This is a genomic window from Variovorax paradoxus (genome assembly GCA_016806145.1).
In the GTDB taxonomy this organism is placed as follows: Bacteria; Pseudomonadota; Gammaproteobacteria; order Burkholderiales; family Burkholderiaceae_C; genus Variovorax.
Genome location: CP063166.1, coordinates 72,810 through 98,457, shown reverse-complemented (window position 1 = coordinate 98,457; position 25,648 = coordinate 72,810). Strand labels below are relative to the sequence as shown.

Below are 25,648 nucleotides of genomic sequence, written 5' to 3'. Positions count from 1 at the left end.
CTGATGCTCAACGTCAAGGACCTCAACACCTACTACGGCAACAGCCACATCCTGCGCGGCGTGCATGCCGAGATCCCGGCCGCGACCTCGGTCGGCCTGCTGGGCCGCAACGGCATGGGCAAGACCACGCTGATCCGCACGATCATGGGCTACGTGCGCCCCGCCTCGGGCGAGGTGCAGGTCGACGGCCGCACGGTCACCGGCCTGCCGCCCGAGAAGATGGCGCGGCTGGGCATCGGCTACGTGCCCGAGGGCCGCGGCATCTTCCCCAACCTCTCGGTGCGCGAGAACCTCGTGATGAGCGAGCGCGCGGGCATCGACGGCCAGCGCGCCTGGACCTTCGAGCGCGTGATGGCCACCTTCCCGCGGCTGGCCGAGCGGCTGTCGCACGGCGGCCAGCAGCTCTCGGGCGGCGAGCAGCAGATGCTGTCGATCGGCCGCGCGCTGATGACCAACCCGCGCCTGCTGATCCTCGACGAGGCGACCGAAGGCCTCGCGCCGCTGATCGTGGCCGAGATCTGGCGCGTGATCGAGCAGATCCGCCAGACCGGCATCGCCACCCTGATCGTGGACCGCGACTACCGCAAGGTGCTGGCCCACACCGAGCTCGCGGTGGTGATGGAGAAGGGCCAGATCGTGCGCCAGGGCGCCTCGGGCGCGCTGCTCGCGCAGCCGCAGGCGCTGGAGGCCTTGCTCGGGGTCTGAGGGCCGCTCAGGCCGCGCGCTGCTTGACGACCGTGGGCTCGATGGCCGGCGCCGGCCACAGCGCGAGGTGGTAGCGGTCCTCGCCCTCGAGCCCGTCCTCGGACAGCGTCGCGAGCCCCGCGTAGCAGGCGCGCACGCGGTAGGTGCCCGGCGCGATCGCCATGCGCGCCGCATCCGGAAAGTAGTCGGTGCAACCCGCGATCGCGAGGCGCCCGCTCGCCGTCGCGAGCGTGCATTCGACGATGTGCTCCCAGGCATCGGCATCGAGCGACGGCGCGGCCTCGAGGATCTCGAGCGTGACCGGCACGTTCATGTTGCGCGCCGTGCCGATGCCGACCACGCCGGGCGCGGTCGCGAGCATGCGTTCCACGGCCTCGTCGCTCCATGCATCGGAAAGATCGCCTTCGGCGGATTCGTCCTGGATGTAGAACTGAAAGTAGTCGGCGAAGAGCTGGAAGGTGTGCATGCATCGGTCTCCGGTGGAGACCCAGCGTAGCGCGTCCCGGTGAAAGTCCGGTGGCGCACCGGGTTTCACCTCTGTGCTGCGACAGCGCGACAGCCGAATGATGTCCGGCTGCACGGCAGCCCTCCGATCCCCCGGCGGCCGCGTGCCATCGCGAGGTCGAGCATGCCTTCCCTGCAATCGCGCCACATCGACAACGTCTATTCGATCGCCACCGGCACCGCGCTGGCCGATCCGGCGACCAGCCTGGTCCACAAGTCGTGGGCGCGCTGCGTGCGCGACCATGGCCTCGATCCCTCGCGGCCCACGCCCGCGCGCATCCTGCCGGCGCACGAGGTGCGCGCGCACCAGCAGCAGCTCGAGCACTTCCTGTGCACCGCGCGCGCGGGCATGGAGGACATCTACCGCCGCGTGGCCGACCTCGGCTACATGGTGCTGCTGACCGATGCCGAGGGCATCACGGTCGACTACATCGGCAACCCGGCCTGGGACGACCAGCTGCGCAAGGCCGGCCTCTACCTCGGCGCCGACTGGAACGAGGCCCATGCGGGCACCTGCGGCGTGGGCACCTGCCTGGTCGAGCAGGCACCGATGACCTGCCACCAGACCGAGCACTTCGACGCCACCCACATCGCGCTGACCTGCACCACCGCGCCGCTGTTCGACCATGGCGGGCGGCTCACGGCGGTGCTCGACGTGTCGGCGCTGCATTCGCCCGAGGCCAAGGAGAGCCAGCACCTGGTGCGGCACCTGGTCGCGATCTACGCGCGCATGATCGAGGACGCCGATTTCCTGCGCCACTTCCGCGGCCACTGGGTGCTGCGGCTGGGCAGCGCCTTCGGTCTGGTCGACGTCGCCGGCGAACTGATGCTCGCGCTCGACGAGGCGGGCACGGTGGTCGGCGCGAACAGCAGCGCGCGGCGGCTGTTCGCGACCCATCCGGTCGGCACCTGCGTGGCCGAGCTGCTGCGCATGCCGCTCGATGCGATCTGGCGCCTGGGCGCGAGCGCATCGGCCATGCCCTTCGCCCACACCGTGCTGCTGCCGGACGGCGGCGAGTACCACGCCTCGCTGCTCGCGCCGCGCGTGGCGCGCCGCGCGCCCGCGACCGAACGCAAGACCGCCGTGCCGGGCGCCGACCGGCTGCCGCCGCTCGAGGGCATCGCGGGCGACGATCCCGCGATGCAGTCGCTGCTCGCGCAGGCGCGCCGGCTGGTCGACCGCGGCATCCACGTGCTGATCGAGGGCGAGACCGGCAGCGGCAAGGAGGTGCTGGCGCGCGCGCTGCACGGCGCGAGCCGCCGCGCGGCCCTGCCCTTCGTGGCCGTGAACTGCGCGGCCATTCCCGATTCGCTGATCGAGAGCGAGCTGTTCGGCTACCTGCCCGGCACCTTCACCGGCGGCCGCAGCAAGGGCATGAAGGGCCTGATCGCGCAGGCCGACCGCGGCACGCTGTTCCTCGACGAGATCGGCGACATGCCGATGGCGCTGCAGACGCGGCTGCTGCGCGTGCTGTCCGAAGGCGAGGTGCTGCCGCTGGGCGGCGACGCGCCGCAGCGCGTCGACCTCGCGGTGGTGGCCGCCACGCACCGGGGCCTGAGCGAACTCGTGGCCGCGGGCCGCTTCCGCGAGGACCTCTACTACCGACTGTGCGGCGCCGTGCTGAAGCTGCCGCCGCTGCGCGAGCGCCGCGACCGGCGCCACCTGATCGACCGCCTGTTCGCCGAGGAAGCCGCGGCGATGGATTCGAATGCACGGCTCTCGGCCGAGGCGATCGAGGCGCTGATGGCGCACCGCTGGCCCGGCAACCTGCGCGAGCTGCGCAACGTGCTGCGGCTCGCGCTGGCGTTGTGCACGGGGCGCGAAGTCGTGGTGGAGGACCTGCGGTTGCCGGAGCGCGTCGCGACGACGATGCCCGCAATGGTCGATGGGGCCGAGGACACGGCCGCCGAATCGGAGCGGCTGCTCGCGGCGCTGCGCCAGCACCGCTGGCGCGTCGCGCAGGCGGCCGATGCGCTGGGCCTGAGCCGGGCCACCGTGTACCGGCACATGAAGCGGCTCGGCATCGTCGCGCCCCGGCGCGGCTGATCGCACACCGCTACAGCGCGGTCCACTCGTTCGATTCGTAGCAGGCCTTCAGGCGCTCGTGCAGCGGATGAGTCACCGAGAACTCGGTCGCATCGATGCGCCGCAGCGGCCGCACCGTGTCGGGCACGTTGGTCCAGAAAGCCAGCTCGAAATCCTTGATCTCGTCGATGCGGATGTCGCGCTCGACGAAGGGAATGCCATGCGAGCGCATGCCCAGCCGCAGCAGGTGGATGGCACCGCCGGGCAGCGCGGGCGCGGTCGGCAGCACCACGCGGCGCCCGTCGTAGAAGCCGATGTTCCACGTGCTTCCCTCCGAGATGCTGCGCCGCGCGTCGAGGAACAGCGCGTCGTCGAAACCCGCCGCCTGCGCGAGCTTGCGGTGGTGGAACAGGCCGAAAGTGCCGACATGCTTGACCTCGGGCAGCACGCGCTCGTGCTGCACCGAGCGCACGGCGCGCGGCGGCGGCGCCTCGGCCGCGAGCGGCGACTGGGTGACGAACACGCCGGCGGGCATCGGCTTGGTGAGGTCGGCGAAGCCCGCCACGCGCGGGAAGACGTTGATTCGCACCAGCCAGGTCCGGTCGTCGTCGGGCACGGCCTCGCGCACCAGCCGGCGCACCCGCTCGCCCTCGAGCTCGCTGCCGAACAGGAGCCGCGTGCTGCGGTCCAGCCGGGCCAGCTGGAAGTCCAGCCCCTGCACGCTGCGCCGGCGGATGCGCATGGTGCTGAAGTGCCCGTAGTTGGCGAGCGCCATCGCGCGCAGGTCGCCGACCGAGGGCGGTTCGCCGTCGATGCGGCCCACGGCCGGTGCGGGTGCGGGCACATCGGCCGCGCTGACGCCGCCCACGGCCGACAGGCCCATGGCAAGCATCGCGCGACGCCCGAGGAAGGAAACGTTGTCGACTTGCATCTCAAGCTCCTGCAGTTGGAAAACCATGGCGCGCGCCGGCCCAGGCATCGACGAGAAAGGCCAGCACCGCGGCATTGAAGTTCTGCGCCTGTTCGAAGTACGGCGAATGCCCCGCGGCCGCGATCTCCGCCACGCGGCTGCCCTCGACCTGGCGCGCGATGTCGCGCACCACCGCGGGCGTGACCACGCGGTCCTCGGCACCGACCACGAACAGCGTCGGGCAGCGCAGGCGTTGCAGGTCGTCGAGCGCGAGCAGCTGCTCCGGCGCGAACAGCGCTGCGAGGCGCTCGCCCCATCCCGGGCCGCCGCGGCCGGCCACGGCGCCGTGCACCGCGGGATTGAACTGGTTGATCTGCCGGTACAGCCAGGCCATCGCGGGCCGCTCGCGCACGAAGGCCGGGCTCAGCGCGCGGTCCTCGAGCTCGGTCGCCGCCACCTCGCCGAGAAAGGCCGCGACATTGGCCAGCATCCGCGGATGGTCGATCGCCAGCGGCGAGTCGCAGCAGGCGAAGGCCCACACCCGCTCGGGATGGCGCAGCGCGAGCCGCGCGCCGGTCATGCCGCCGAGCGACTGGCACACCAGCGCGGCGCTGTCGATGCCCTCGGCATCGAGCACCGCGAGTGCATCGGCCACCAGGGCCTCATGCCCGAAGGCCTCGAGCGGCGCGACCGAACGGCCGAAGCAGCGCGCGTCGAACGCGATGCAGGTGAAGCGCTGCGAGAACGCGGGGATCTGCTGCCACCAGGTCGCGGCATTCGATCCCGCGCCGTGGCAGAACAGCAGCGCCGGCCCCTGGCCCGTGCGCTCGTAGTAGATGTCGACGCCGCCGGAATGCACAAAGCTCATGCCGATGCTCCTCGCGCGGCGCTCATTCGGGCCGCACGCCGATGCGGCGCGCGAGCGTGCGATAGCGCTCGGCCTCGGCGGCCAGGAAGCGCGCGGCCTCGGCCAGGCTCATGCGCTCGGACACCTGCGAGCCCGAGGCCTCGAGGGTCGTGCGCACCTGCGGGTCGGCCAGGCTCGCCTGCAGCGCCTTGTGCAGGCGCTCGACCACGGCCTCGGGCGTGCCCTTGCGCACCATCGGCCCGGCCCAGGCGCCGGCCTCGTAGTCGGCGGCGACGCGGCTTTCCGCGAAGGTCTGCACGTTCTTCATCTGCGCGAGGCGCTGCTTCGAGGCGACGGCGAGGATCTTGAGCCGGCCGGTCTCGGCCAGCCCCAGGTAGCCGGTGGTGAAGGGCATCAGCGCGAAGTCGAGGTTGGCGCCGCCCAGGTCCTGGATCAGCGGCGCGCCCCCGCTGTAGGGCACGTGCATGACCCTGGCATCCATGCGCGCGGCCAGGTCCTCGGCCGCGAGGTGGAACATCGAGCCCACGCCCACGCTGCCGTAGGTCAGCGGCTGCGCGGCGGAAGAGCGCGCGAGCGCCGCGAAGGCATCGAGGTCGTCGGCCGCGAGCGCCTTGCGCGTCACCAGCACCAGCGGGTTGTTGGTGGCCGGCGAGACCAGCACGAAGTCCTCGAGCTTGAGCTTCACCGCGGCGCGCGCGAGCGGCGCGAGGATGACTTCATTGGGCGAGCCCTGCAGCACCGTGTAGCCGTCGGCCGGCGCGTTCAGCACCTTCTGCGCGGCCAGCGCGCCGCCCACGCCGCCGAGGTTCTCCACCAGCACCGGCTGGCCCAGCTCGCGGGCCATGCGCGGCGCGATGGCGCGGGCGATCACGTCGGCCGGCCCGCCCGCGGGATAGGGCACGACCCAGTTGACCGGCCTGGCAGGCCAGGCCTGCGCACCCGCGACCAGGGGAAGCACCGCGAGGCCGATGGCCAGGCGGCGCGCGATCCATGTGAGGCTCATCTCGAACTCCGGCTGTGGTTGACGTGGGAGCGGATGCTACAAACGCGGTCCCACGCGGCACAGGATCTTTTCAGCCACTCGGGGTACACAATCCGCCAAGCCCATGATCCGCTTCGACCTCTACCTGCCGCATGGCGGCCTGCCCGGCAGCGTCTTCGGTGCCATCGACATCCTGCGCGAGGCGAACTCGCTGGCGCGTGCGCGCGCGGGGCGGCGCATCGACGCGCCGGTGGCCTGGCGGCTGCTCGGGCCCGACGGCGGACCGCATGCGATGCGGCGCCTTGCGTTCCAGTCGGACGAGGAGGCGAAGCGTGCGCGCCGCGCGCCCGCCACCGCGCTCGCGGTGGTGCCGCCGCTGATGATGGTGACCATTCCCGGCCTGCGCCGGCTGGTGGCGCAGAACGCCGCGCTCTGCGCGCAGCTCGCGAGTCGCCACGCGGCCGGCGACTGGATCGGTGCCTGCGGCACCGGCCTGTGGCTGGCCGGGCGCGCGGGGCTGCTCGCGCACCAGCCGGTGCCGCTGTCGTGGCTCTACCAGTCCGGCTTCGCGCACGACTTCCCCGACACCCCGATCCACAGCGAGACCCCGCTGACGCTCGGCCCGCACATGGTGCTGGCGGCCACGCCCGACCTGATGCATGCGATGGTGCTCAAGCTGCTCGACGGCGTGGGCCTGTCGGACCTCGCCGCGGCCTGCCGCGACAAGTTCCTCGCCAACCCCGAACGCCAGCACCTGGTGCTCGACATCCCCGAGCAGGTGGTGGGCACCTCGCGCGATGCGCCGCTGCACCGCGCCATCGCCTTCATCGAGGCCAACGCGGGCCGGCCGCTGACGGTGGCCGAGATGGCCTCGGCCGCGGCGGTCAGCGAACGCACGCTGGTGCGGCTGTTCGCGCGCCACATCGAGCGCTCGCCGATCCAGTTCCTGCACGAGCTGCGCGTGAAGCGCGCGCGCATGTGGCTCGAGGCCACCTGGCGCTCGATGCACGAGATCGCCGATGCCTCGGGCTACGCGGACGTCTCGACCTTCCGGCGCACCTTCAAGCGCATCGCCGGCATGAGCCCGTCGGAGTACCGCGAGCGCTACACGGTGCGCACGCCGCGCGCGGTGTGGCAGTTGCAGGCTTTCGACGACGTGCTGGCGCCGGGCAAGGGCAAGCCGGCGGCCCGCCCATGAAAAAAGCCCGCACCCTGGCGGGCACGGGCTTGTCGCGGAATGGACGCGATCAGTCGACCAAGCCCAGGTGCAGGAAGCCTGCGTTCAGCGACGGGGTGCGCGCGCCGATCAGCAGCTCGAGCTGCTTAGAGCGCATCGCGAAGTAGACCGAGCTGCCCTTCGTCGCCGTGCGCATGCCCGTCGGCCCGAACGATGGCTGGACCGCCAGCGCGAGATCGACCTGCGCGGTCGCCGCGCCGTACGTGCCGGTCAGCGAGTACGTCGAGCCGGCGGCCACCACGACATCGGCCGTGCCGCCCGTCGACCAGCCCTTGCTGCTGAAGTCCGCGTAGCCCGATGCGGCCGGCACGCCCACCGCCAGCACCTGGCTGTTGGTCGTGGGCGACGGACCCGCGCTCAGGTACACCTTCTCGCCGCCGAAGTCGGCGAGCGCGAAGCGACCGAACAGGGTGCCGTCGACGGCGCTCTTCATCGTCCACAGCCCGGGCTGCTGCGGATCGGGCTCGACGTTGCTGACAGACACGTCGGCGCTCGGGCACTGTTCGATCTTGTAGATGGTGAGGTTGAGGCACTGCTTCATCACCTTGCCGCCACCCGAGATCTGGATCTGCGCGATGGCCGATTGCCCGCCCGCGGGCGAGAAGTCGATGCGGCCGCGGTCGTAGGTGCCGTCGAGCTTGCCCTGCTGCAGGACCAGCGCGCGCGACGCGATGAAGGGGAACGGTTCGTAGGTGGTCGGCGACTTGTAGCCCACCGCGAACGGCAGCGCGCCGACGATGTTGTCGCCGAGGCCGCGCAGCGCGAGCACGTCGCTCTTGCTGCGGCTGCTCTGCACCTTCCAGTCGCCGTCGCGCGACGCGCCCGCGGTCAGGGTGCCCGAGCTCGCATCGCCCGCCGTGTCGGTCAGGGTGTAGGTGGCCTTGTCGAAATCGATGGCAAGCACCTGGCGCGAGCCGTTGGCCGCGTACACGGTGTAGCGGCCGTTGCGATAGTCGCCGTTACCGACCGAGAAGCTCAGTTCCTTGCGGCGGTTGCCCGATGCGCTGGCCGTCAGCTTGAACTCGACGCTGCCCGTCGCTTTGGGGTTCTTGAAACGCGACAGCCATTGCGAGCCGGAGGTATCGACCTCGACGCGCTGGGCCGCGCCATCGCGGCTGTCCGCGGTCCAGGTGATCTCGCTGCCATCGCTGGACTTGACCGTCACGAGCTGGCCCGGCGCCACCTGGTACTTGCCCGCGCCGTCGGGACTCGCGGCGCTGCCGTCGACCTCGACGGACAGCTTGGCTTCCGACTCGGCGGGCGTCTGCGGCACCACGGCGAACGGCAGCCCGCCACCGCCTCCTCCCCCACCGCCACCGCCACCGCATCCCGCGATGACCGCCGCCAGTGCCGTGGCGCACAGGGCCATTGTTGTCGTGCTCCTCATTTCCTCATCTCTTTCTGTTGGATTGACGCGTTGCCCCGCCGACCTCGTCGGCAGACGGCGGCCAAATCTATCCGCGACGGAATACTTTCGCATCACCATGAGACGTGGTCGTCGCCCTGCGGCAACGCTCCTCCCAATGGGTGATTGAAGGGACTTCGCAAAGGCGGCGGGGCCGTCTCGCCGTCTCATCCGCGTCGCACCGGGAGCGCGACAACGCAGCCCACCCGCGACAAAACCCCCGCCAAGTCCTTGATCCACCGTGCGCCGCCGCGCGGCACGAAAGCTGCGCAACGCAACCCGCGCCGTCCGCGGCGCAGCGTTCGTTCTCATCCATTCATACACGGAGACATTCGATGACCGCATCCACCGCCGCCCCCACGCGGGCTGCCGCCACCTGGCTGGCCGACTTCGGCGCCGCGCTCGCGCGCAACGACGTCGAGGCCACGGTCGCGCTGTTCGAGGCCGAGGGCTTCTGGCGCGACCTCGTGGCCTTCACCTGGAACATCCGCACGCAGGAAGGCGCGGGCGCGATCCGCGCGATGCTGGCGGCGCGGCTGGCCGACACGCAGCCCTCGAACTTCGCGCTCGAGGGCGAGGCCAGCGAGGCCGATGGCGTGACCGAGGCCTGGTTCACCTTCGAGACCCGTGTGGCGCGCGGCCGCGGCCACCTGCGGCTGCGCGGCGGCAAGGCCTGGACGCTGCTGACCACCATGACCGAGCTCAAGGGCTTCGAGGAGAAGACCGGCGCGAACCGCATCAAGGGCGCGGAGCACGGCGTGCAGAAGGGGCGCCAGAGCTGGCTCGAGAAGCGCGAGGAGGAGGCCCGCACGCTGGGCTACACCGAGCAGCCCGAGGTGGTGATCGTGGGCGGCGGCCAGGGCGGGATCGCGCTCGGCGCGCGGCTGCGCCGGCTCGGCGTGCCCACGATCATCATCGAGCGCAACGCGCGCGCGGGCGACTCCTGGCGCAACCGCTACAAGTCGCTGTGCCTGCACGACCCGGTCTGGTACGACCACCTGCCCTACATGCCCTTCCCCGACGACTGGCCGGTGTTCGCGCCCAAGGACAAGGTCGGCGACTGGCTCGAGATGTACACCAAGGTGATGGAGCTCAACTACTGGAGCTCGACCACGGCGAAGAAGGCGCGCTTCGACGAGGCCACGCAGCGCTGGGAAGTGCGCGTGGAACGCGAGGGCAAGGAGGTGGTTCTGCGGCCGAAGCAGTTGGTGTTCGCGCTCGGCGTGTCGGGCTACCCGAACGTGCCCGTGCTCGCGGGCGCCGAGAACTTCCAGGGCGACCAGCACCATTCGAGCAAGCACCCCGGGCCCGAGGCCTACGCGGGCAAGAAGTGCGTGGTGCTGGGCTCGAACAACTCGGCGCACGACATCTGCGCGGCGCTGTGGGAGCACGGCGCCGACGTGACGATGATCCAGCGCTCGTCGACCCACATCGCGCCCTCCGACTCGCTGATGGAACTGGCGCTCGGCGGCCTGTACTCCGAGCAGGCGGTGAAGAGCGGCATCGACCACCACAAGGCCGACCTGATCTTCGCCTCGGTGCCCTACCAGGTGATGCACACCTTCCACATCCCGGTCTACGACGAGATGAAGAAGCGCGATGCCGACCTCTATGCGCGGCTGGAGAAGGCGGGCTTCCTGCTCGACTTCGGCGCCGACGGCTCGGGCCTGTTCATGAAGTACCTGCGGCGCGGCTCGGGCTACTACATCGACGTGGGCGCCTCGGAGCTGGTGGCCAACGGCAGCGTGAAGCTCAGGAGCGGCGTGAACATCGAGCGCGTGAACGAACGCTCGGTGACGCTGACCGACGGCAGCGAGCTGCCGGCCGACCTGCTGGTCTATGCCACCGGCTACGGCTCGATGAACGGCTGGCTGGCCGACCTGATCTCGCCCGAGGTCGCCGACCGGGTCGGCAAGTGCTGGGGCCTGGGCTCCGACACGCCGAAGGATCCGGGTCCGTGGGAAGGCGAGCTGCGCAACATGTGGAAGCCGACGCAGGTGCCCAACCTCTGGATCCACGGCGGCAACCTGCACCAGTCGCGCCACTACTCGCAGTTCCTCGCGCTGCAGCTCAAGGCGCGCGCCGAAGGGCTCGACACGCCGGTGTACGAGCTCGCGCCCTCGCACCACCGGCGCTGAGGCACGCGGCGCTCAGCCGTCGATGCGGCGGCGCAGGCCGTCGAGATCGGTCACGGTGATGCCGCCGTACTCGATGCGCAGCAGGCCGGCCGATGCCAGCCGCCGCAACGCCGCGTTGCAGCGCTGGCGCGACAGGCCCGAGAGGTTGGCGATCTCCTCCTGGGACACCTCCAGGTGCGGATCGCTGCCCGGATGCAGCCACTCGTGGAACAGGCCGACGAGCGCGCGCGCGACCTGGCTGTCGGTGTCCAGCAGGTGGTGCGCGGCGAAGTTGCCGAGGAACCAGTGCATGCGCTCGTTGATCTGGCGCAGCAGGAAGTCGTCGAAGCTGCGGTGCGTGGCGCGCAGCCAGTCGAAGGTCTCGAGCGGCATCAGCGCCACCCGGCTGGGGCGCAGCGCGATGATGTCCGCGGTGCGCGGCACGCCGCGCAGCAGCGTGCCTTCGCCGAACCAGCTGCCGGTCGACAGGCCGCCCAGGGTGACCGAGCGCCCGTCGGGCGAGCTCACGCACCACTTGAGCAGGCCGTCGATGGTGCCGTACCAGTGCAGCGGGGTGTCGCCGCAGCGGCACAGCGCGGCGCCGGTCGCCACCTCGACCTCGCGCATCTCCTCGAGCACGCGCTCGCCGGCGGCCACGCCGAGCTGCGGGAACCAGGCCGAGCCCTGCAGCAGTTGCGGCAGGCTCAGCGAGGCGGGAGGTGGAACGGGCCGGACAGCGGGCATCGTCTCTCGAGGCTCAGGGCAGGTCCTTGACGCGCTGCAGCTCGGCCTGGGCTTCGCGCAGCTTGTCCTCGCGGCGCGCGATCTTGTCGCGATCGCCCTTGCGGCGCGCCTCGGCCAGCTCGCGTTCGCGCTGCGCGACCTTGCGCTCCTCGCCGCGGATGCGCTCCTGGTGGCGCGCGGCCAATTTGGCATCGCTGCAGTTGCGCCGCACCTCGGCCAGCGCGCGTTCGAGTCCGCGCACGCGGTGGTCCTGGCCCTCGGCCTTGGCCGCTTCGATGTCGCGCGAGATGGCCTCGCGCTTGGCGGCGCAGCCCGCCTCGGGACCGCGCTGCGCGAAGGCCTGGCCCGATGCGAGGACGGCGGCGGCCGCGAGGACCAGCGATGACAGTTTCATGAGCGCTCCTTGTTGTGGATGAATGCGGACGACAGGGGCGACTGTAGCCCCTGCACGCCGCGTAAACCCTGCCCCCGAATGTCGTCGCGATGACTGAGTGCGCTGCCCGCGCCAAAAATAATGGCGCGCTCCACGAAGGACTCCAGGAACCCCGCCATGTCGAAGCGCAAAGTGATCGTGACCATCGCCCCCACCGGCGGCATGGCGCACAAGTCCCAGAACCCCCACCTCCCCACCCAGCCCGCCGAGATCGCGGCCGATGTCTTGCGCTGCTGGAATGCCGGTGCCAGCGTGGCGGCGATCCATGCGCGCCGCCCCGACGACGGCGCGACCTGCGACGCCGAGGTCTACCGCGAGATCAACAGCCGCATCCGCGCGGGCGGCTGCGACATCGTGCTCAACAACTCCACCGGCGGCGGCGTGCACGGCGACATGGTCAAGCCGCTGGCCGGCGACCGCTGGGAGATCGCGTGGGAGGAACGCATCAAGGGCATGGACGCGGGCGCCGAGATGTGCACGCTCGACGCCACCACGCTGAACCTCAGCTTCGAGGGCAAGCAGATCCTGATGGACACGCCGATCACGCGCGGGCGCGAACTCGCCGCCGGCATGAAGGCGCGCGGCATCAAGCCCGAGTGGGAGGTGTTCAGCCCCACCCACATCCTGCAGGACGCGACGACGCTGATCGGCGAGGGCCACGACGACGAGCCCTACTTCATCAACCTGGTGATGAACGTGCACCGCAACTTCCAGAATGCGATGCCCTACTCGCCGCGCTTCCTGCAGATGATGGTCGACACGCTGCCCAAGGGCAGCATCTTCGGCGTCAGCGGCATCGGCACCTCGCAGCTCGAGGCCAACGTGGCGGCACTGCTGCTGGGCGGCCATGCGCGCGTCGGCCTCGAGGACAACCTCTACTTCCGCCAGGGCGAGCTGGCCACCAACGTGCAGCTCACCGAGCGCATCGTGCGCGTGATCCGCGAGCTCGACATGGAAGTGGCGACGCCCGCCGAGGCACGCCAGCTCATGGGCCTGCCGCGCGTGGGCACGCCGCGGCCCGAGTTCGCGCTCGGCTGAACCGGCACCCGCCAGAACAACGAACGGAGACAGATCGAATGAACCTTTCCCGCACCGCCCTGGCCCTCGCGCTCGGCACCGCCTTTTCCGCAAGCGCATCGGCCCAGGTGTCCGACGACGTGATCCGCATCGGCTTCATCAGCGACATGTCGGGCCTGTATCGCGACTACGACGGCCCGGCCGGCGCCGAGGCCATCCGCATGGCGATCGCCGACATGGGCGGCGCCATCGGCGGCAAGAAGATCGAGCTGGTCACGGCCGACCACCAGAACAAGCCCGACATCGCCGCCGCCAAGGCGCGCGAGTGGTTCGACGTGCAGAAGGTCGACATGCTGATCGGCGGCGTCAACTCGGGCGCGGCCATCGCCATGGCCGGCGTGGCGGCGGACAAGAAGAAGCCCTACTTCGTGGTGGGCTCGGGCGCGTCGAGCCTCACCAACGAGTACTGCTCGCCCTACACGGTGCACTACGCCTACGACACGGTGGCGATGGCGCGCGGCACCGCGAGCGCGGTGGTCAAGGCCGGCGGCAAGAGCTGGTACTTCGTGACGGCCGACTATGCCTTCGGCGCCGCGCTGCAGAACGACGCGACCAAGACGGTGCTGGCGAACGGCGGCACCGTGGCGGGCTCGGTCAAGCATCCGCTGGGCGCGAGCGACTTCTCGTCGTTCATGCTGCAGGCGCAGAGCTCGAAGGCGCAGGTGCTGGCGCTGGCCAACGCGGGCGGCGACACGGTCAACGCGATCAAGTCGGCGGCCGAGTTCGGCATCGGCAAGAACATGAAGCTGGCCGGCATGATCATCACCATCAACGACGTGCATGCGCTGGGCCTCAAGGCCTCGCAGGGCATGTACCTGACCGACAGCTGGTACTGGAACCAGAGCCCCGAGGCGCGCGCCTGGGCGCGGCGCTTCTTCGACAAGCACAAACGCATGCCCTCCTCCTTCCATGCCGGCGACTACTCGGCCGCGCTGCAGTACCTGCAGGCCGTGAAGGCCGCGGGCAGCGACGATGCCGACAAGGTGATGGCGCAGCTGCGCAAGACGAAGTTCGACGACATGTTCGTCAAGGGCGGCTGGCTGCGCGACGACGGCCTGATGGTGCACGACATGCACCTGATGCAGGTGAAGTCGCCCGAGGAATCGAAGGAGCCCTGGGACTACTACAAGGTGGTGGAAGCGATCCGCGGCGAGGCCGCCTGGACCACCAGGGCGGAGAGCCGCTGCGCGCGGTGGAAGTCATGAGCGCGGCGCACGGCGTGCGGCGCGTCGCGGTGGTCGGCACCGGCGTGATCGGCGCGAGCTGGACCGCCTACTTCCTCGCGCAGGGCCTCGACGTCAACGCGACCGATCCCTCGCCGGGCGCCGAGGAGCGGCTGCGCCAGGCGGTGGCGCAGCACTGGCCCACGCTCGAGCGCTTCGGGCTGGCCGCGGGCGCGTCGGTCGACCGGCTGCGCTTCCACGACAGCCTGGAGGACGCGGTCTCGGTGGCCGACTTCGTGCAGGAGAACGGCCCCGAGCGCATGGACTTCAAGATCGAGCTGTTCCGCCGCATGGACGCCGCCGCGCCGCCCGACGCGATCCTGGCCTCGAGCTCCTCGGGCCTGGCGATCAGCGGCGTGCAGTCGGGCTGCGTGCACCCGCAACGCGTGGTGCTCGGCCATCCGTTCAACCCGCCGCACCTGATCCCGCTGGTGGAAGTGATCGGCGGCGAGCTCACGTCGGCCGACACCATCGAGCGCACCATGGCCTTCTACGCGGCCATCGGCAAGCGGCCGATCCACGTGAAGCGCGAGGTCAAGGGCCACATCGCGAACCGGCTGCAGGCCGCGCTGTGGCGCGAGGCCTTCCACCTGGTCGAGCAGGGCGTGGCCTCGGTGGCCGACATCGACACCGCGATCGCGCATGGCCCGGGCCTGCGCTGGGCCGTGATGGGACCGTTCATGAACCTGCACCTGTCGGGCGGCGCGGGCGGCATCGCGCACGTGCTCGCGCACCTGGGCGGGCCGATCGAGGACTGGTGGAAGGACCTGGGCGCGCCCTCGATGACGCCCGCGCTGCAGGCGCAGGTGAGCGAAGGCGTGGCGCAGGAGCTGGGCACGCGCCGCTCGGCCGAGCTCGAAGCCGCGCGCGACACCCTGCTGTTGAACCTGATTCGCGCCAAGGCCGACACCGGCACACTGGATTGAAACGAACACCAACAGCCGGACGCAGAGGTCGCGAAGGTCTCGCGAAGAACGCGAAAGAGAAATCCAAAAGATTTTTTCTGAATTCCTTTTGCGTCTTTCGCGAGACCTTCGCGCCCTCTGCGTCCGGAAGTCCGCTCCCGCTTTCGGCAGCCGCCCCTCAGCGCAACAGATCACCCAGATGACCGACTTCCTCCAAGACGAAAACCTCATCGCCCCGCCCCGCACGGTGCGCATCGACTTCGACGACGGCTCCTTCGCGCTGCGCTCGCCGCAGGCGCTGAAGCCCTATGCGCGCTGCATCGGCGAATGGATCGAGCGCTGGGCGCGCGAGACGCCCGGGGCGCTGGCCTTCGCCGAACGCGACGACGGCGGCGCGGACTGGCGCCGGCTCGACTACCGCGCGCTGCGCCAGGCCATCGGCGCTGTGGCGCAGGGCCTGCTCGACCTCGACCTGCCGGCCGGCGCGCCGGTCGTGATCCTGTCGGACAACGCGATCGACCATGCGGTGCTGATGCTGGCCGCGATGCACATCGGCCGTGCGGCCTGCTCGCTGTCGAGTGCCTATTCGCGCATGGCCAAGGACCCCTCGCGGCTGCACGAGATGCTGCGCGCGCTGCGACCGGGGCTGATCTATGCCTCGGACGCCAGGGCCTACGGCGCCGCGCTCGCGGGCAGCGGCGTGGAGGCGGTCACGGTGTTCAGCCGCAACGCCGAAGCGCACCCCGGCGCGCTGGCCTTCGCGCAATTGCTCGCCACCGCCGAGACGCCCGCCGTGATGCAGGCCTTCGAGGCGGTGCTGCCCGACACCCATGCCAAGTACCTGCTGACCTCGGGCTCGACCGGCAAGCCCAAGGTGGTGATCAACACCCACCGCATGCTGTGCGCCAACCAGCAGATGATGGCCCAGACCTGGCGCTTCCTCGCGCGCGAGAAGCCGGTGCTGGTCGACTGGCTGCCCTGGAGCCACACCTTCGGCGCCAACCACGACCTGAACATGGTGCTGGCGAACGGCGGCGCGCTCTACATCGACGAGGGCCGGCCCGCGCCGGGACTGATCGAGAAGACGGTGCGCAACCTGCACGAGGTCAAGCCCACGCTGCTGTTCAACGTGCCGCGCGGCTACGACATGCTGCTGCCCTTCCTCGAGGCCGACGACACGCTGGCCACCGAGGTGTTCTCGCGCCTGCGGCTGGCCTTCTACGCGGCCGCGGCGCTCGCGCCCTCGACCTGGCAGCGGCTCGAGGCGGTGGCGCGGCGCGTGCGGCCCGACCGGCCGCTGTGGCTCACCACCTCCTGGGGCGCCACCGAGACCTCGCCCGCGATCACCTCGGCGCACTGGAAGCTCGACGGCGCGGGCTGCATCGGCGCGCCGCTGCCGGGGCTGGAACTGAAGTTCGTGCCCAACGGCGAGAAGCTCGAGATGCGCGTGAAGGGCGTGTCGGTGTTCCCCGGCTATCGCGGCGCGCCGCGCGAGACCGCGCAGGCCTTCGACGAAGAGGGCTACTACCGGCTCGGCGACGCGGGCTTCCTGGCCGACCCCGCCGATCCGGTGCGCGGCGTGATCTTCAACGGCCGCGTGGCCGAGGACTTCAAGCTCTCGACCGGCACCTGGGTGTCGGTGGGCACGCTGCGCGTGAAGCTGGTGTCGCTGCTGGCGCCGCATGCGCAGGACGTGGTGCTCACCGGCCACGACCGCGACGAGATCGGCATGCTGGTGTTCGCGAGCCCGCAGGGCGCGGCGCTCGCGCCCGAGGCGCTGGCCGAGCGCATCGCCGGCGTGCTGCGCGCCTTGCGCGCGGAGGGCGCGGGCTCCTCGCAGTGCCCGGCCTGCGCGCTGGTGCTGAGCGAGCCGCCGAGCCTCGATGCGGGCGAGATCACCGACAAGGGCTACATCAACCAGCGCGCGGTGCTGGTGCGGCGCGCGAGCGACGTGCAGCGGCTGCATGCGCGCTCGCCGGAGGATGCGCAGGTGGTGCGGCTGGGCTGAAACGGGATCGGACAGCCGAACGCAGAGGGCGCGAAGGTTTCGCGAAGGTCGCGAAAGAAATCGTCGTGTCTCCCACCCCGTTCGCGCTGAGCTTGTCGAAGCGTTGCGCGAGGCTTCGACAGGCTCAGCCCGAACGGGAATGGGTTTTCAAGCTGAAGGCAGCGCCAGCCACTGCCGCCACAGCTGCCGCGCCGTGTCCTGGTAGCGGCGCGTGACCGCGAGCAGCTCGGCGCGCGGCTCGGGCGGCATCAGTTCGGCCGGCAGCAGCGGATCGCGGATCAGGTGCGCGATGACCGCGCGGCCCAGCAGCAGCGATTCGCGCACGGCCGTCTCGAGCGGCCGCGTGCGCAGGCGCTGCTCGCTGCGCTCGAGGCCGGCCTGCAGGCGGCGGCATTGCGCGGCCAGCGCGCGCACGTCCCACAGCCGGCGCGCGCTCGCCTGCGCCGCCTCGTCGAGGTCGGCGAGCCGGAACACCGGCGCATCGGGCGAGAGCCCCAGTTCCCTGAGCTTGCGGCGCTCGGCCTCGAGGCCGCCCGCGAGGTTGTCGGGCCGGATCTGCAGGCCGGGCCGCAGCGGCGCGAAGCCGCGCAGCGAGAGCGCGAGGCCGTGGCGGCGCCAGGCGGTCTTGTCGGCGCGCGCCACGCCGGCATCGTGCACCGCCAGCCAGTCGCCGCGCCAGCCGATGGCCTGCGCCTGCTTGTGCAGCCAGCCGTCGACCGCGCGCGACAGCGCCGGGCCCTCGCGCTCGAGCCGGTAGTTGCCGCGCTCGCCGCGCGCGATCTTGCCCTCGGCCGCGAGCCGCGTGAGGCCCACGCGCATCGTGGTCTCGCCGATGCCCAGCAGCGCGCCCGCGCGGCACAGCGCCTGCGAACTCAGCGTGCCGCCGTCGGCCACCAGCAGGTCGAGGATCAGGTCGGGCGCGCTCGGCACGCTGATCTCGACATGACAGATCTTGGTCATGTTTGCGGAATGAAGAAATGTTTCCTACGATGACCACGAACGATCAACTCCGGTAATTTTGTGTCCGAAGGAGCCCCTCCATGGCATCCGAACAAACCCCCGGCGTGCGCGTCGAGGCCGACGACGGCATCTTCACGATCACCATCGACCGGCCTGCTCAGCGCAACGCGGTCGACGGCGCGGTGGCCGCCGGGCTGCGCGCGGCCTTCGAGCGCTTCGAGGCCGACGACGCCCTGCGCGTGGCGGTGCTGACCGGCGCGGGCGGCCACTTCTGTGCCGGCGCCGACCTCACGGCCGTCGGCGACCCCGCGCGGCGCAACGAACTCGATCCCGCGGGCGGCGGCAGCGGACCGATGGGGCCGACGCGCATGGCGCTGTCCAAGCCGCTGATCGCCGCGATCAACGGCTACGCGGTGGCCGGCGGGCTCGAGCTGGCGCTGCTGGCCGACCTGCGCGTGGCCGACGAGGACGCGGTGTTCGGCGTGTTCTGCCGCCGCTGGGGCGTGCCGCTGATCGACGGCGGCACGGTGCGGCTGCCGCGGCTGGTGGGCATGGGCCGCGCGCTCGACATGATCCTGACCGGCCGCCCCGTGGGCGCGGCCGAGGCGCTGGCCATGGGCCTCGCGAACCGCGTCGTGCCGCCCGGCGGCGCGCTGGCCGCGGCGCGGGAGCTGGCGCGCCAGATCGCCGCCTTTCCGCAGCAATGCATGCTGGCCGACCGCCGCTCGGCCTTCGAGCAATGGGACCTGCCGCTGGCCGAGGCGCTGCGCCGCGAGGGCGCGCGCGGCGTGCCGATCGTCGCGGCCGAGGGCGAGGCGGGCGCCGCGCGCTTCGCAAACGGCGCGGGCCGGCACGGCGAGTTCGGGCGCTGAGCCTGCTCGGCCTCTTCAGCCCCCTCAGCCGCCCGTGCGCTTGAGCGTGGCGCGCATCGCCTTCGCGAAGCGCGGGTCGGCCATGGCGCCGACGTTGAAGCGCGACCAGCGCGACAGCTGGGTCGAGTCGACACTGAAGATGCGGCCCGGCGCCATCACGATGCGCCGCGGCAGCAGCTCCCTGGCGAAGGCCAGCGAGTCGGCCACGCCCGGCAGCGCGGCCCAGACGTAGAGCGACTGCGGGCTGCGCGCGAACACCTCGGCGCCCACCGCATCGAAGAAGCGCAGCGCCTCGCGCGTGGCCTCGCCCAGGCGGTTCTGCAGCCGGTTCAGGTGGCGCTGGTAGTGGCCCTCGCTGAGGATCACGTCGACCGTGCGCTCGGCGTACTCCGAGCTGCTCACGTGGATCAGCGCCTTGAGGTCGGCGAGATCGCTCGCGAGGTCGGCGCCGCAGGCGACGAAGCCCACGCGCAGCGCGGCCGAGAAGGACTTGGAGAAGCTGCCGATGTAGATCGTGCGCTCGAGCTGGTCGAGCGCCGCCAGCCGCGGCAGCGCGGTGGGCTTGAAGTCGGCCAGCGGGTCGTTCTCGACGATCAGCAGGTCGTGCTTCTGCGCCAGTTGCAGCACGCGAAAGGCCTTGGCCGGCGAGATGTCGGAGCCGGTGGGGTTGTGGGCCAGCGATTGCGTGAAGAACAGGCGCGGCCGCTCGGCCACCAGCAGCTGCTCGAGCACCTCGAGGTCGGGCCCGTCGGCCAGCCGCGGCACCGCGAGCATCTGCGCACCCGCGAGCTTGAGCTTGCCGAACAGCGGGTAGTAGCCGGGATCGTCGACCAGCACCTTGCCGCCCGGCGGCACGAAGTAGCGGATGACGATGTCCATGGCCTCGTTGGCGCCGTGCGTGAGCACGATCTGCCGCGGCTCGGCGCCGATGCCGAAGTCGGCCAGCTTGCGCACCAGGTGCTCGCGCAGCGGGCCGTAGCCGAAGCGGCTGCCGTAGCGGAACAGCGCGCCGAGCCCCGTGCGCACCACCTTCGGGTGGTACTTGTCCAGCCGCACGTCGGCCAGCCATTCGACCGGCGGGAAGCCGTCGCCCACGGCCACCGCGTCGGGCTCGGTCTTGAGCTGCTCGCGCATCAGCCACACGATGTCCATCGCGCGGCCCAGGCTGCCGGCATCGTCCTCGGGCGGCCTGGCGCCCGCGGGCTTCGGCTGCGCGCGCACGAAATAGCCCGAGCCCCGGCGCGGCTCGACCAGGCCGCGCGAGACCAGGTTCTCGAAGGCCGCCACCACGGTGTTCTTGGCATAGCCGTGCAGCTGCGCGAGCTCGCGCAGCGAGGGCAGCTTGTCGCCGGCCTTGTAGGCGCCGCTGGCGATCTGGCGCGCGAGGGCCTCGGCGAGCGAATCGGCGATGGGGGCGGCGCGCGGGCCGCTTCGGGAGGGTGCGCTCATGACTGGCGACTGTGACACGGCGGGCACTGGACGCGCCTCACTGTCCCGACTGTCCCGCGAAACTGTGCCTTCCGAGGCTGGTACAGCGGGCCTAGATTCGCACGCTTCCGAATCCACCCCTTGCACGAACCGAAGCACGAACGATGGTCGCCGACGCCCGCCTCCCCAATTTCCGAGCCCTGACACCCGCGCAGCGCCTCGATCACATCGCGCAGGCCGCTGCGCTCACGCCCGAGGAGAAGGCGCTGCTCGCCGCGCCCGGCGCGCTCGGCGTCGAGCGCGCCAACGGCATGGTCGAGAACGTGATCGGCACCTTCGAGCTGCCGCTGGGCGTGGCCGGCAACTTCACGGTCAACGGCCGCGAGTACCTGGTGCCGATGGCGGTGGAGGAGCCCTCGGTGGTGGCCGCCGCCTCCTTCATGGCCAAGCTGGCGCGCGAGGGCGGCGGCTTCGAGGCCTCGAGCAGCGGGCCGCTGATGCGCGCGCAGGTCCAGCTGCTGGGCCTGGGCGATCCGCACGGCGCGCGGCTGGCGCTGCTGCGCGCGCGCGATCGCATCCTCGAGGTGGCGAACAGCCGCGACAAGGTGCTGATCGGCCTGGGCGGCGGCTGCCGCGACATCGAGGTGCACGTGTTCGAGGACACGCCGCGCGGCGCGATGGTGGTGCTGCACCTGGTGGTCGACGTGCGCGACGCGATGGGCGCGAACACGGTCAACACCATGGCCGAGGCGGTGTCGCCGCTGGTCGAGCAGCTCACGGGCGGCACGGTGCGGCTGCGCATCCTCTCGAACCTGGCCGATCTGCGGCTGGCGCGCGCCCGCGTGCGGCTCACGCCCGCGGTGCTGAAGACCACGGAGCGCAGCGGCGAGGAGATCGTCGAGGGCGTGCTCGACGCCTACACCTTCGCGGCCGTCGACCCCTACCGCGCGGCCACCCACAACAAGGGGATCATGAACGGCATCGACCCGGTGATCGTCGCCACCGGCAACGACTGGCGCGCGGTCGAGGCCGGCGCGCATGCCTATGCCTGCCGCCACGGCCGCTACGGCTCGCTCACCACCTGGGAGAAGGACAGCAGCGGCGCGCTGGTCGGCACCATCGAGATGCCGATGCCCGTGGGGCTGGTCGGCGGCGCCACCAAGACCCATCCGCTCGCGCGGCTGGCGCTCAAGATCCTCGGCGTGCAGTCGGCGCAGGAGCTCGGCGAGGTGGCGGTGGCCGTGGGCCTGGCGCAGAACCTCGGCGCGCTGCGCGCGCTCGCCACCGAGGGCATCCAGCGCGGCCATATGGCGCTGCATGCGCGAAACATCGCGCTGGTGGCCGGTGCCACGGGCGACGAGATCGATGCCGTCGCCAAACAGATGGCCACCGAGCACGACGTGCGCACCGACCGCGCGGTGGCGCTGCTCGAGGCCCTGCGCGCCAGGAACTGAATCTCACGGATCGCGGGAAGGTCCCGCACCACGGACCGCGGCCGATACCGCGGCGGCACGCGGGGCGCGTGCCGTCACACCAGCAAGAACGGAGACAAGCAATGAACCCGAACGGCACGACGCAGGCGCGATGGCGCCTGGTGGAAATCTGGGGCGACACGGCGGACCTGCGCCATCTCGCGGGCGCGATCGCGATCGGCATCGCCGTGAGCCTGGCCGGCTTCCTGCTGGCGAACCGCCTGCTCGCGGGCGCCGTGCGCTCACCCGAACTGGCGCGTGCCTACGCGATGCTAGCGGGCCTCGCGGGCTGCGTGATCGCGGGCCTGATCTGCGCGCTGCTGTTCGCGCCCAAGCGTGAGGTGGTGGAAGGCGGCGCGGCCGATCCGCGCTGGCGCGAGGAGGTGCTGGCCGAACTGGCCGGCGAGCATGGCGAACTGGGCGCGATGAGCGACCTGCCGCCCGCCGCGCTGCGCGAGCTCCAGGAATTGGGCCTGCACGACCTGTTCGCCAACCACCGCCCGCGCACGCGCGCCGCCGCCGAAGGAGCCGCCTCGTGATCGACGCCGCACTGCTGAACCAGATCCTCGTCGCCACCGGCATGGGCCTCGTGGGCGCCGTGGTGTTCGCCGCCATCGGCCTCGTGTCGGGCACCGACGAGACCACCACGCTCGCGCCGCTGACCCTGCTGGTGGTGCTGCTGGGCGTGCCGCCCGCGGGCGTGTTCACCTTCTTCCTCGCGGCCGCGGTGGCCAAGCACATGACGCACGCGGTGCCGACCGCGCTGCTGGGCATCCCGGGCGACACCATGGCCACGCCGCTGCTGCAGGACGCCAACATGCTGCGCAACCTCGGCGTGCCGCACATCGCGCTGCGCAAGATGGTGTCGGGCGCGATCATCGCGGCCTTCGTCGCGGTGCCGCTGGCCGTGCTGTTCGCGGTGCTGCTCGCGCCCTACGGCGCGGCCATCACCAAGGCGGCGCCATGGATCTTCGTGGTGGCGGCCGTCGCCATCGCCTGGTTCTCGAGCGGGCGCTGGGCCTCGGTGGCGACGCTGGTGCCGTTCGTGATCGTGATCGTGGCGCTGCAGTCGCTGACCGCCAAGTACGGCGTGAAGCTCAGCATCAGCTACTTCCTCGGCATCGCGATCGGGCCGCTGGTGGCCGACCTGTTCTCGGTGCTGTCGCCGACGGCGAGGGCGCGCATGGCGCGCGAGAAGGTGCGCACCTTCTCGCTGGCGCCCGACGTGAAGGGCTGGACCGGCTACTTCCCGAACCCCTTCAAGGTGCTCGACCGCGGCCAGGTCAAATGGACGCTGGCCACCGCCACCATCTCGAGCGCCACCTTCGTCTTCAGCCCGGTCGCGATGACGGTGGTGCTCGGCGAGCTGGTCGGCTCGCGCATCAAGCATGCCTACCACCGGCTCACCACCACGCTGGCCGCGCGCAACGGCGTGACCGAGGCCACCTACGTGGCCGAGGCGCTGATCCCGCTGATCGCGATCGGCCTGCCGCTGAGCCCGGTGGCCGCGGGCCCGGCCGCGCCGCTGTTCAATGCGCCGCCGGTGTTCACCATCGACGCCGCCACCGGCCAGACCCACAACCTGCACAACCTGCTGAGCCACTGGGAATTTTTGGGCTACGGCATGCTGGCGGTGATCCTCGCGGCGCTGGTGGCCTATCCCTTCACCATGAACTTCGCGCGCCGCGCGGCGCTGTTCGTCTCGCGCAAGGTCAGCCACGAGGCGATCATCGCCACCTTCGTCGGCCTGATCGTGGTGATCAGCGTCTGGGAAGGGCAGCTGCTGGGGCTGTTCGTGATCCTCACCATGGGGCTGCTCGGCGGGCTGCTGTCGCGCGCCATCGGCTTCAACACCGGGGTGCAGTTCATGGGCTACTACACGGCGGTGCTGACGGTGCCGGCGGTGCTCAAGGCGATCGGCTAGGGCTTGGGCTTCTTCTTCGAGCCGGGCGGCTCGTCGAGTCCGAACAGCCGCTCGACCTGCTGTCCCACGCGCGCGCCGATCGCCGTGCCCACGCCCGGCAGCACCGCGCTGCCGACGGCCGCGCCCGCGAGCGCGGCGCCGGTCAGCGAGAGCTCGGGATCGCTCAGGGTGCCGCCGATCTTCAGCGGCACGCCGACCACGCCGTCGATCAGGTCGACCGCGGCATCGCCCTGGATGCGGCGGTTGAACAGCCGCACGTTGCCGCTGGCGGTGAGCACGCCCGAGCGCGCCTTGAGGTTGGTGTAGCGCAGTACGGTGCCGTCGGGCGTGGCCTCGGTGTCGAGCGTGCCGCTGAGCTCGTCGAGCGCGGTGCGCCCGCCGCGGCTGATGCCGGCGGTACTCACGGCCTTGGCGAGGTCGAGCTTGGTCAGGGTCGCCGGGCTGACCGAGAAAACGGTGCGCGTGCGCAGGCCGCGCATCAGGGCGCCGACCTTGTCGGCCTCGGCCGTCAGCGTGGTCTGGCCATGGAGCTTGCCGGCGACGAAGGTGCGGCGCCCGAAGGTCTGGACCAGCGCCTCGATGTCGACGTCGCGCGGCGCGAGCTCGGCCGACACGCGCAGCCGGCCGTCGTCCAGCGTCTCGAAGCGGCTGACGCCGTTCCAGCTGCCGCCCGCCACGTCGATGCGGGTCTGCCAGCGGTCGTTGCTGCCCTCGCGGTCCAGCCGCAGCCGGGCCGGCGGCGAGGCCTGCGTGCGCTCGGCCAGCGCATGGCGCGGGCGCCAGCCGGGGTCGAAGTCGATCTGGCCGTCGTAGGCCAGTTCGATGTCGCGCCGGTCGATCCAGCGCACGTCGCGCCAGCGCAGCCGCTCGAGCGGGGTCTCGGCCAGGGTCCAGGGCGCGGGCAAGGCGATCCGGCCCTTCTCCACGGTCTCGGGCGCGCGGCCGCGGAAGGCACGGATCGATTCACCGGGCAGCACCGCGCCCTCGACCTCGAGCGTGTCGGCCGCGACCACGCGCTTCAGCAGCGGCGCGAGCTGCAGCCGCAGCGCGATGCGGTGCACGGTGACCGGGCGCGGCTGGTCGGTGGCGACATCGGTCAGCACCAGCACCGGCATCGGCAGCAGCGACCAGTGGGCGCCGCCGATCCTGAGGCCGAGGCCGTAGTGCTTCTCGAAGCCCTCGGCGATGCGTTGCGACACCTCGGTGTCGCTGGGCAGCAGCCAGCGCGCCGCCCCCCACAGCGCGAGGGCGCCCGCCAGCAGCACCAGGGCCGAGCCGGCGAGCCAGAACCGGACGCGCCGGGAGGGGGATTTCATGGACTCAACGTAGCACGCCTAGGCGACTGCCGATGTCAGCCACCGTCGCTATAGTTTCCGCCACCCTTTTGCAAGCACACCAACACGAAAGACGAGCACGCCATGCGCATCTGGAAGAAAGACATCTCGGTCGAGGCCCTGACCCAAAGCCACGTCGGCACCACCGTGGAACACCTGGGCATCGAATTCCTCGAGGTCGGCGACGACTTCATCCGCGCCCGCTGCCCGGTTGACAACCGCACGCGCCAGCCCTACGGCATCCTGCACGGCGGCGTGTCGGTGGTGCTGGCCGAGACGCTGGGCTCGTGCGGCGCCCACTATTCGGCGCCCGAGGGCGACCGCGCCGTGGGCCTGGACATCAACGCCAACCACATCCGCTCGGCCTCGAGCGGCTGGGTGATCGGCACCGCCCGCCCGGTGCACCGCGGGCGCAGCACCCAGGTCTGGCAGATCGACCTGACCAACGAGGCGGGCGAGCTGACCTGCGTTTCGCGCATCACAATGGCGGTGCTCCAGCCCAAGGGCTGAGCAT

The 25,648-nt window shown here is 71.3% G+C and carries 24 protein-coding genes; 13 read left to right on the top strand and 11 right to left on the bottom strand.

Annotated features, from left to right (window positions below):
* Positions 1-3: 3 nt before the first annotated feature.
* Positions 4-705: an ABC transporter ATP-binding protein gene (locus INQ48_00495; protein QRF57780.1), complete on the top strand. Its 702-nt coding sequence runs from the start codon at positions 4-6 to the stop codon at positions 703-705.
* Positions 706-712: 7 nt separating this feature from the next.
* Here INQ48_00495 and INQ48_00490 read toward each other — a convergent pair whose 3' ends face one another.
* On the bottom strand, positions 713-1,171 hold the full coding sequence (locus INQ48_00490; GenBank protein QRF57779.1) for a hypothetical protein: 459 nt from the start codon (positions 1,169-1,171) through the stop codon (positions 713-715).
* 162 nt (positions 1,172-1,333) lie between these two features.
* Here INQ48_00490 and INQ48_00485 point away from each other — a divergent pair, with 162 nt between their 5' ends.
* On the top strand, positions 1,334-3,256 hold the full coding sequence (locus INQ48_00485) for a sigma-54-dependent Fis family transcriptional regulator (GenBank protein ID QRF57778.1): 1,923 nt from the start codon (positions 1,334-1,336) through the stop codon (positions 3,254-3,256).
* A gap of 10 nt (positions 3,257-3,266) precedes the next feature.
* Here INQ48_00485 and INQ48_00480 read toward each other — a convergent pair whose 3' ends face one another.
* Genes INQ48_00480 through INQ48_00470 form a run of 3 tightly spaced genes read right to left on the bottom strand, consistent with a single transcriptional unit; the run spans position 3,267 to position 6,016 of the window.
* Positions 3,267-4,166 (bottom strand): aminotransferase class IV, encoded by a 900-nt coding sequence (locus tag INQ48_00480; protein ID QRF57777.1) that lies wholly within the window; start codon positions 4,164-4,166, stop codon positions 3,267-3,269.
* A gap of 1 nt (position 4,167) precedes the next feature.
* Positions 4,168-5,013, bottom strand: coding sequence for an alpha/beta fold hydrolase (locus INQ48_00475; protein ID QRF57776.1), 846 nt, complete (start codon positions 5,011-5,013; stop codon positions 4,168-4,170).
* Positions 5,014-5,035: 22 nt separating this feature from the next.
* A complete protein-coding gene (locus INQ48_00470; GenBank protein ID QRF57775.1) occupies positions 5,036-6,016 on the bottom strand; it encodes a tripartite tricarboxylate transporter substrate binding protein in 981 nt (326 codons plus the stop codon).
* 103 nt (positions 6,017-6,119) lie between these two features.
* On the opposite strand from INQ48_00470, the gene INQ48_00465 reads away from it, so the two are divergent.
* Positions 6,120-7,193 (top strand): helix-turn-helix domain-containing protein, encoded by a 1,074-nt coding sequence (locus INQ48_00465; protein QRF57774.1) that lies wholly within the window; start codon positions 6,120-6,122, stop codon positions 7,191-7,193.
* A gap of 49 nt (positions 7,194-7,242) precedes the next feature.
* Here INQ48_00465 and INQ48_00460 read toward each other — a convergent pair whose 3' ends face one another.
* On the bottom strand, positions 7,243-8,601 hold the full coding sequence (locus tag INQ48_00460) for a hypothetical protein (GenBank protein QRF57773.1): 1,359 nt from the start codon (positions 8,599-8,601) through the stop codon (positions 7,243-7,245).
* Positions 8,602-8,972: 371 nt separating this feature from the next.
* Here INQ48_00460 and INQ48_00455 point away from each other — a divergent pair, with 371 nt between their 5' ends.
* A complete protein-coding gene (locus tag INQ48_00455; protein ID QRF57772.1) occupies positions 8,973-10,775 on the top strand; it encodes an NAD(P)/FAD-dependent oxidoreductase in 1,803 nt (600 codons plus the stop codon).
* Positions 10,776-10,787: 12 nt separating this feature from the next.
* On the opposite strand, the gene INQ48_00450 is transcribed toward INQ48_00455, so the two are convergent.
* From INQ48_00450 to INQ48_00440, 3 genes are read right to left on the bottom strand one after another with little or no spacing between them, the layout of a single operon-like run.
* Positions 10,788-11,498: a Crp/Fnr family transcriptional regulator gene (locus INQ48_00450; GenBank protein ID QRF57771.1), complete on the bottom strand. Its 711-nt coding sequence runs from the start codon at positions 11,496-11,498 to the stop codon at positions 10,788-10,790.
* 13 nt (positions 11,499-11,511) lie between these two features.
* The gene (locus tag INQ48_00445; protein ID QRF57770.1) at positions 11,512-11,892 is read right to left on the bottom strand and encodes a DUF1090 domain-containing protein; all 381 of its coding nucleotides are present in this window, start codon (positions 11,890-11,892) and stop codon (positions 11,512-11,514) included.
* Positions 11,889-12,077: a hypothetical protein gene (locus INQ48_00440; protein QRF57769.1), complete on the bottom strand. Its 189-nt coding sequence runs from the start codon at positions 12,075-12,077 to the stop codon at positions 11,889-11,891. Before INQ48_00440 ends, INQ48_00445 begins: the two co-directional genes overlap by 4 nt.
* Between INQ48_00440 and INQ48_00435 the strand changes: the two genes are divergently transcribed.
* The 4 genes from INQ48_00435 to INQ48_00420 all read left to right on the top strand — a co-directional run bounded on the left by INQ48_00435 (position 12,049) and on the right by INQ48_00420 (position 17,144).
* Positions 12,049-12,969 (top strand): 3-keto-5-aminohexanoate cleavage protein, encoded by a 921-nt coding sequence (locus tag INQ48_00435; protein QRF57768.1) that lies wholly within the window; start codon positions 12,049-12,051, stop codon positions 12,967-12,969. The two genes, INQ48_00440 and INQ48_00435, sit on opposite strands and share 29 nt — an antisense overlap.
* Before the next feature lie 38 nt (positions 12,970-13,007).
* A complete protein-coding gene (locus tag INQ48_00430; GenBank protein QRF57767.1) occupies positions 13,008-14,213 on the top strand; it encodes an ABC transporter substrate-binding protein in 1,206 nt (401 codons plus the stop codon).
* Positions 14,210-15,157, top strand: coding sequence for a 3-hydroxyacyl-CoA dehydrogenase (locus INQ48_00425; protein ID QRF57766.1), 948 nt, complete (start codon positions 14,210-14,212; stop codon positions 15,155-15,157). Before INQ48_00430 ends, INQ48_00425 begins: the two co-directional genes overlap by 4 nt.
* 178 nt (positions 15,158-15,335) lie before the next feature.
* On the top strand, positions 15,336-17,144 hold the full coding sequence (locus INQ48_00420) for a feruloyl-CoA synthase (protein QRF57765.1): 1,809 nt from the start codon (positions 15,336-15,338) through the stop codon (positions 17,142-17,144).
* A 147-nt stretch (positions 17,145-17,291) separates the two neighbouring features.
* Here INQ48_00420 and INQ48_00415 read toward each other — a convergent pair whose 3' ends face one another.
* Positions 17,292-18,104 carry a PaaX family transcriptional regulator gene (locus tag INQ48_00415; GenBank protein ID QRF57764.1) on the bottom strand — a complete coding sequence of 271 codons (813 nt, stop codon included), beginning with the start codon at positions 18,102-18,104 and terminating at the stop codon, positions 17,292-17,294.
* Between the two features lie 80 nt (positions 18,105-18,184).
* Between INQ48_00415 and INQ48_00410 the strand changes: the two genes are divergently transcribed.
* On the top strand, positions 18,185-18,976 hold the full coding sequence (locus tag INQ48_00410) for a crotonase/enoyl-CoA hydratase family protein (protein ID QRF57763.1): 792 nt from the start codon (positions 18,185-18,187) through the stop codon (positions 18,974-18,976).
* A gap of 24 nt (positions 18,977-19,000) precedes the next feature.
* On the opposite strand, the gene INQ48_00405 is transcribed toward INQ48_00410, so the two are convergent.
* Positions 19,001-20,425 carry a PLP-dependent aminotransferase family protein gene (locus tag INQ48_00405; protein ID QRF57762.1) on the bottom strand — a complete coding sequence of 475 codons (1,425 nt, stop codon included), beginning with the start codon at positions 20,423-20,425 and terminating at the stop codon, positions 19,001-19,003.
* A gap of 143 nt (positions 20,426-20,568) precedes the next feature.
* On the opposite strand from INQ48_00405, the gene INQ48_00400 reads away from it, so the two are divergent.
* From INQ48_00400 to INQ48_00390, 3 genes are all read left to right on the top strand, one after another.
* The gene (locus tag INQ48_00400; protein ID QRF57761.1) at positions 20,569-21,858 is read left to right on the top strand and encodes a hydroxymethylglutaryl-CoA reductase, degradative; all 1,290 of its coding nucleotides are present in this window, start codon (positions 20,569-20,571) and stop codon (positions 21,856-21,858) included.
* Between the two features lie 101 nt (positions 21,859-21,959).
* Entirely contained in the window at positions 21,960-22,415 is a 456-nt protein-coding gene (locus tag INQ48_00395) for a hypothetical protein (protein QRF57760.1), read from the top strand.
* Between the two features lie 41 nt (positions 22,416-22,456).
* The gene (locus INQ48_00390) at positions 22,457-23,800 is read left to right on the top strand and encodes a tripartite tricarboxylate transporter permease (protein ID QRF60557.1); all 1,344 of its coding nucleotides are present in this window, start codon (positions 22,457-22,459) and stop codon (positions 23,798-23,800) included.
* On the opposite strand, the gene INQ48_00385 is transcribed toward INQ48_00390, so the two are convergent.
* Entirely contained in the window at positions 23,797-25,116 is a 1,320-nt protein-coding gene (locus INQ48_00385) for a hypothetical protein (GenBank protein ID QRF57759.1), read from the bottom strand. The two genes, INQ48_00390 and INQ48_00385, sit on opposite strands and share 4 nt — an antisense overlap.
* A 102-nt stretch (positions 25,117-25,218) precedes the next feature.
* Here INQ48_00385 and INQ48_00380 point away from each other — a divergent pair, with 102 nt between their 5' ends.
* Entirely contained in the window at positions 25,219-25,644 is a 426-nt protein-coding gene (locus INQ48_00380) for a hotdog fold thioesterase (GenBank protein QRF57758.1), read from the top strand.
* The last annotated feature ends 4 nt before the right edge of the window (positions 25,645-25,648 follow it).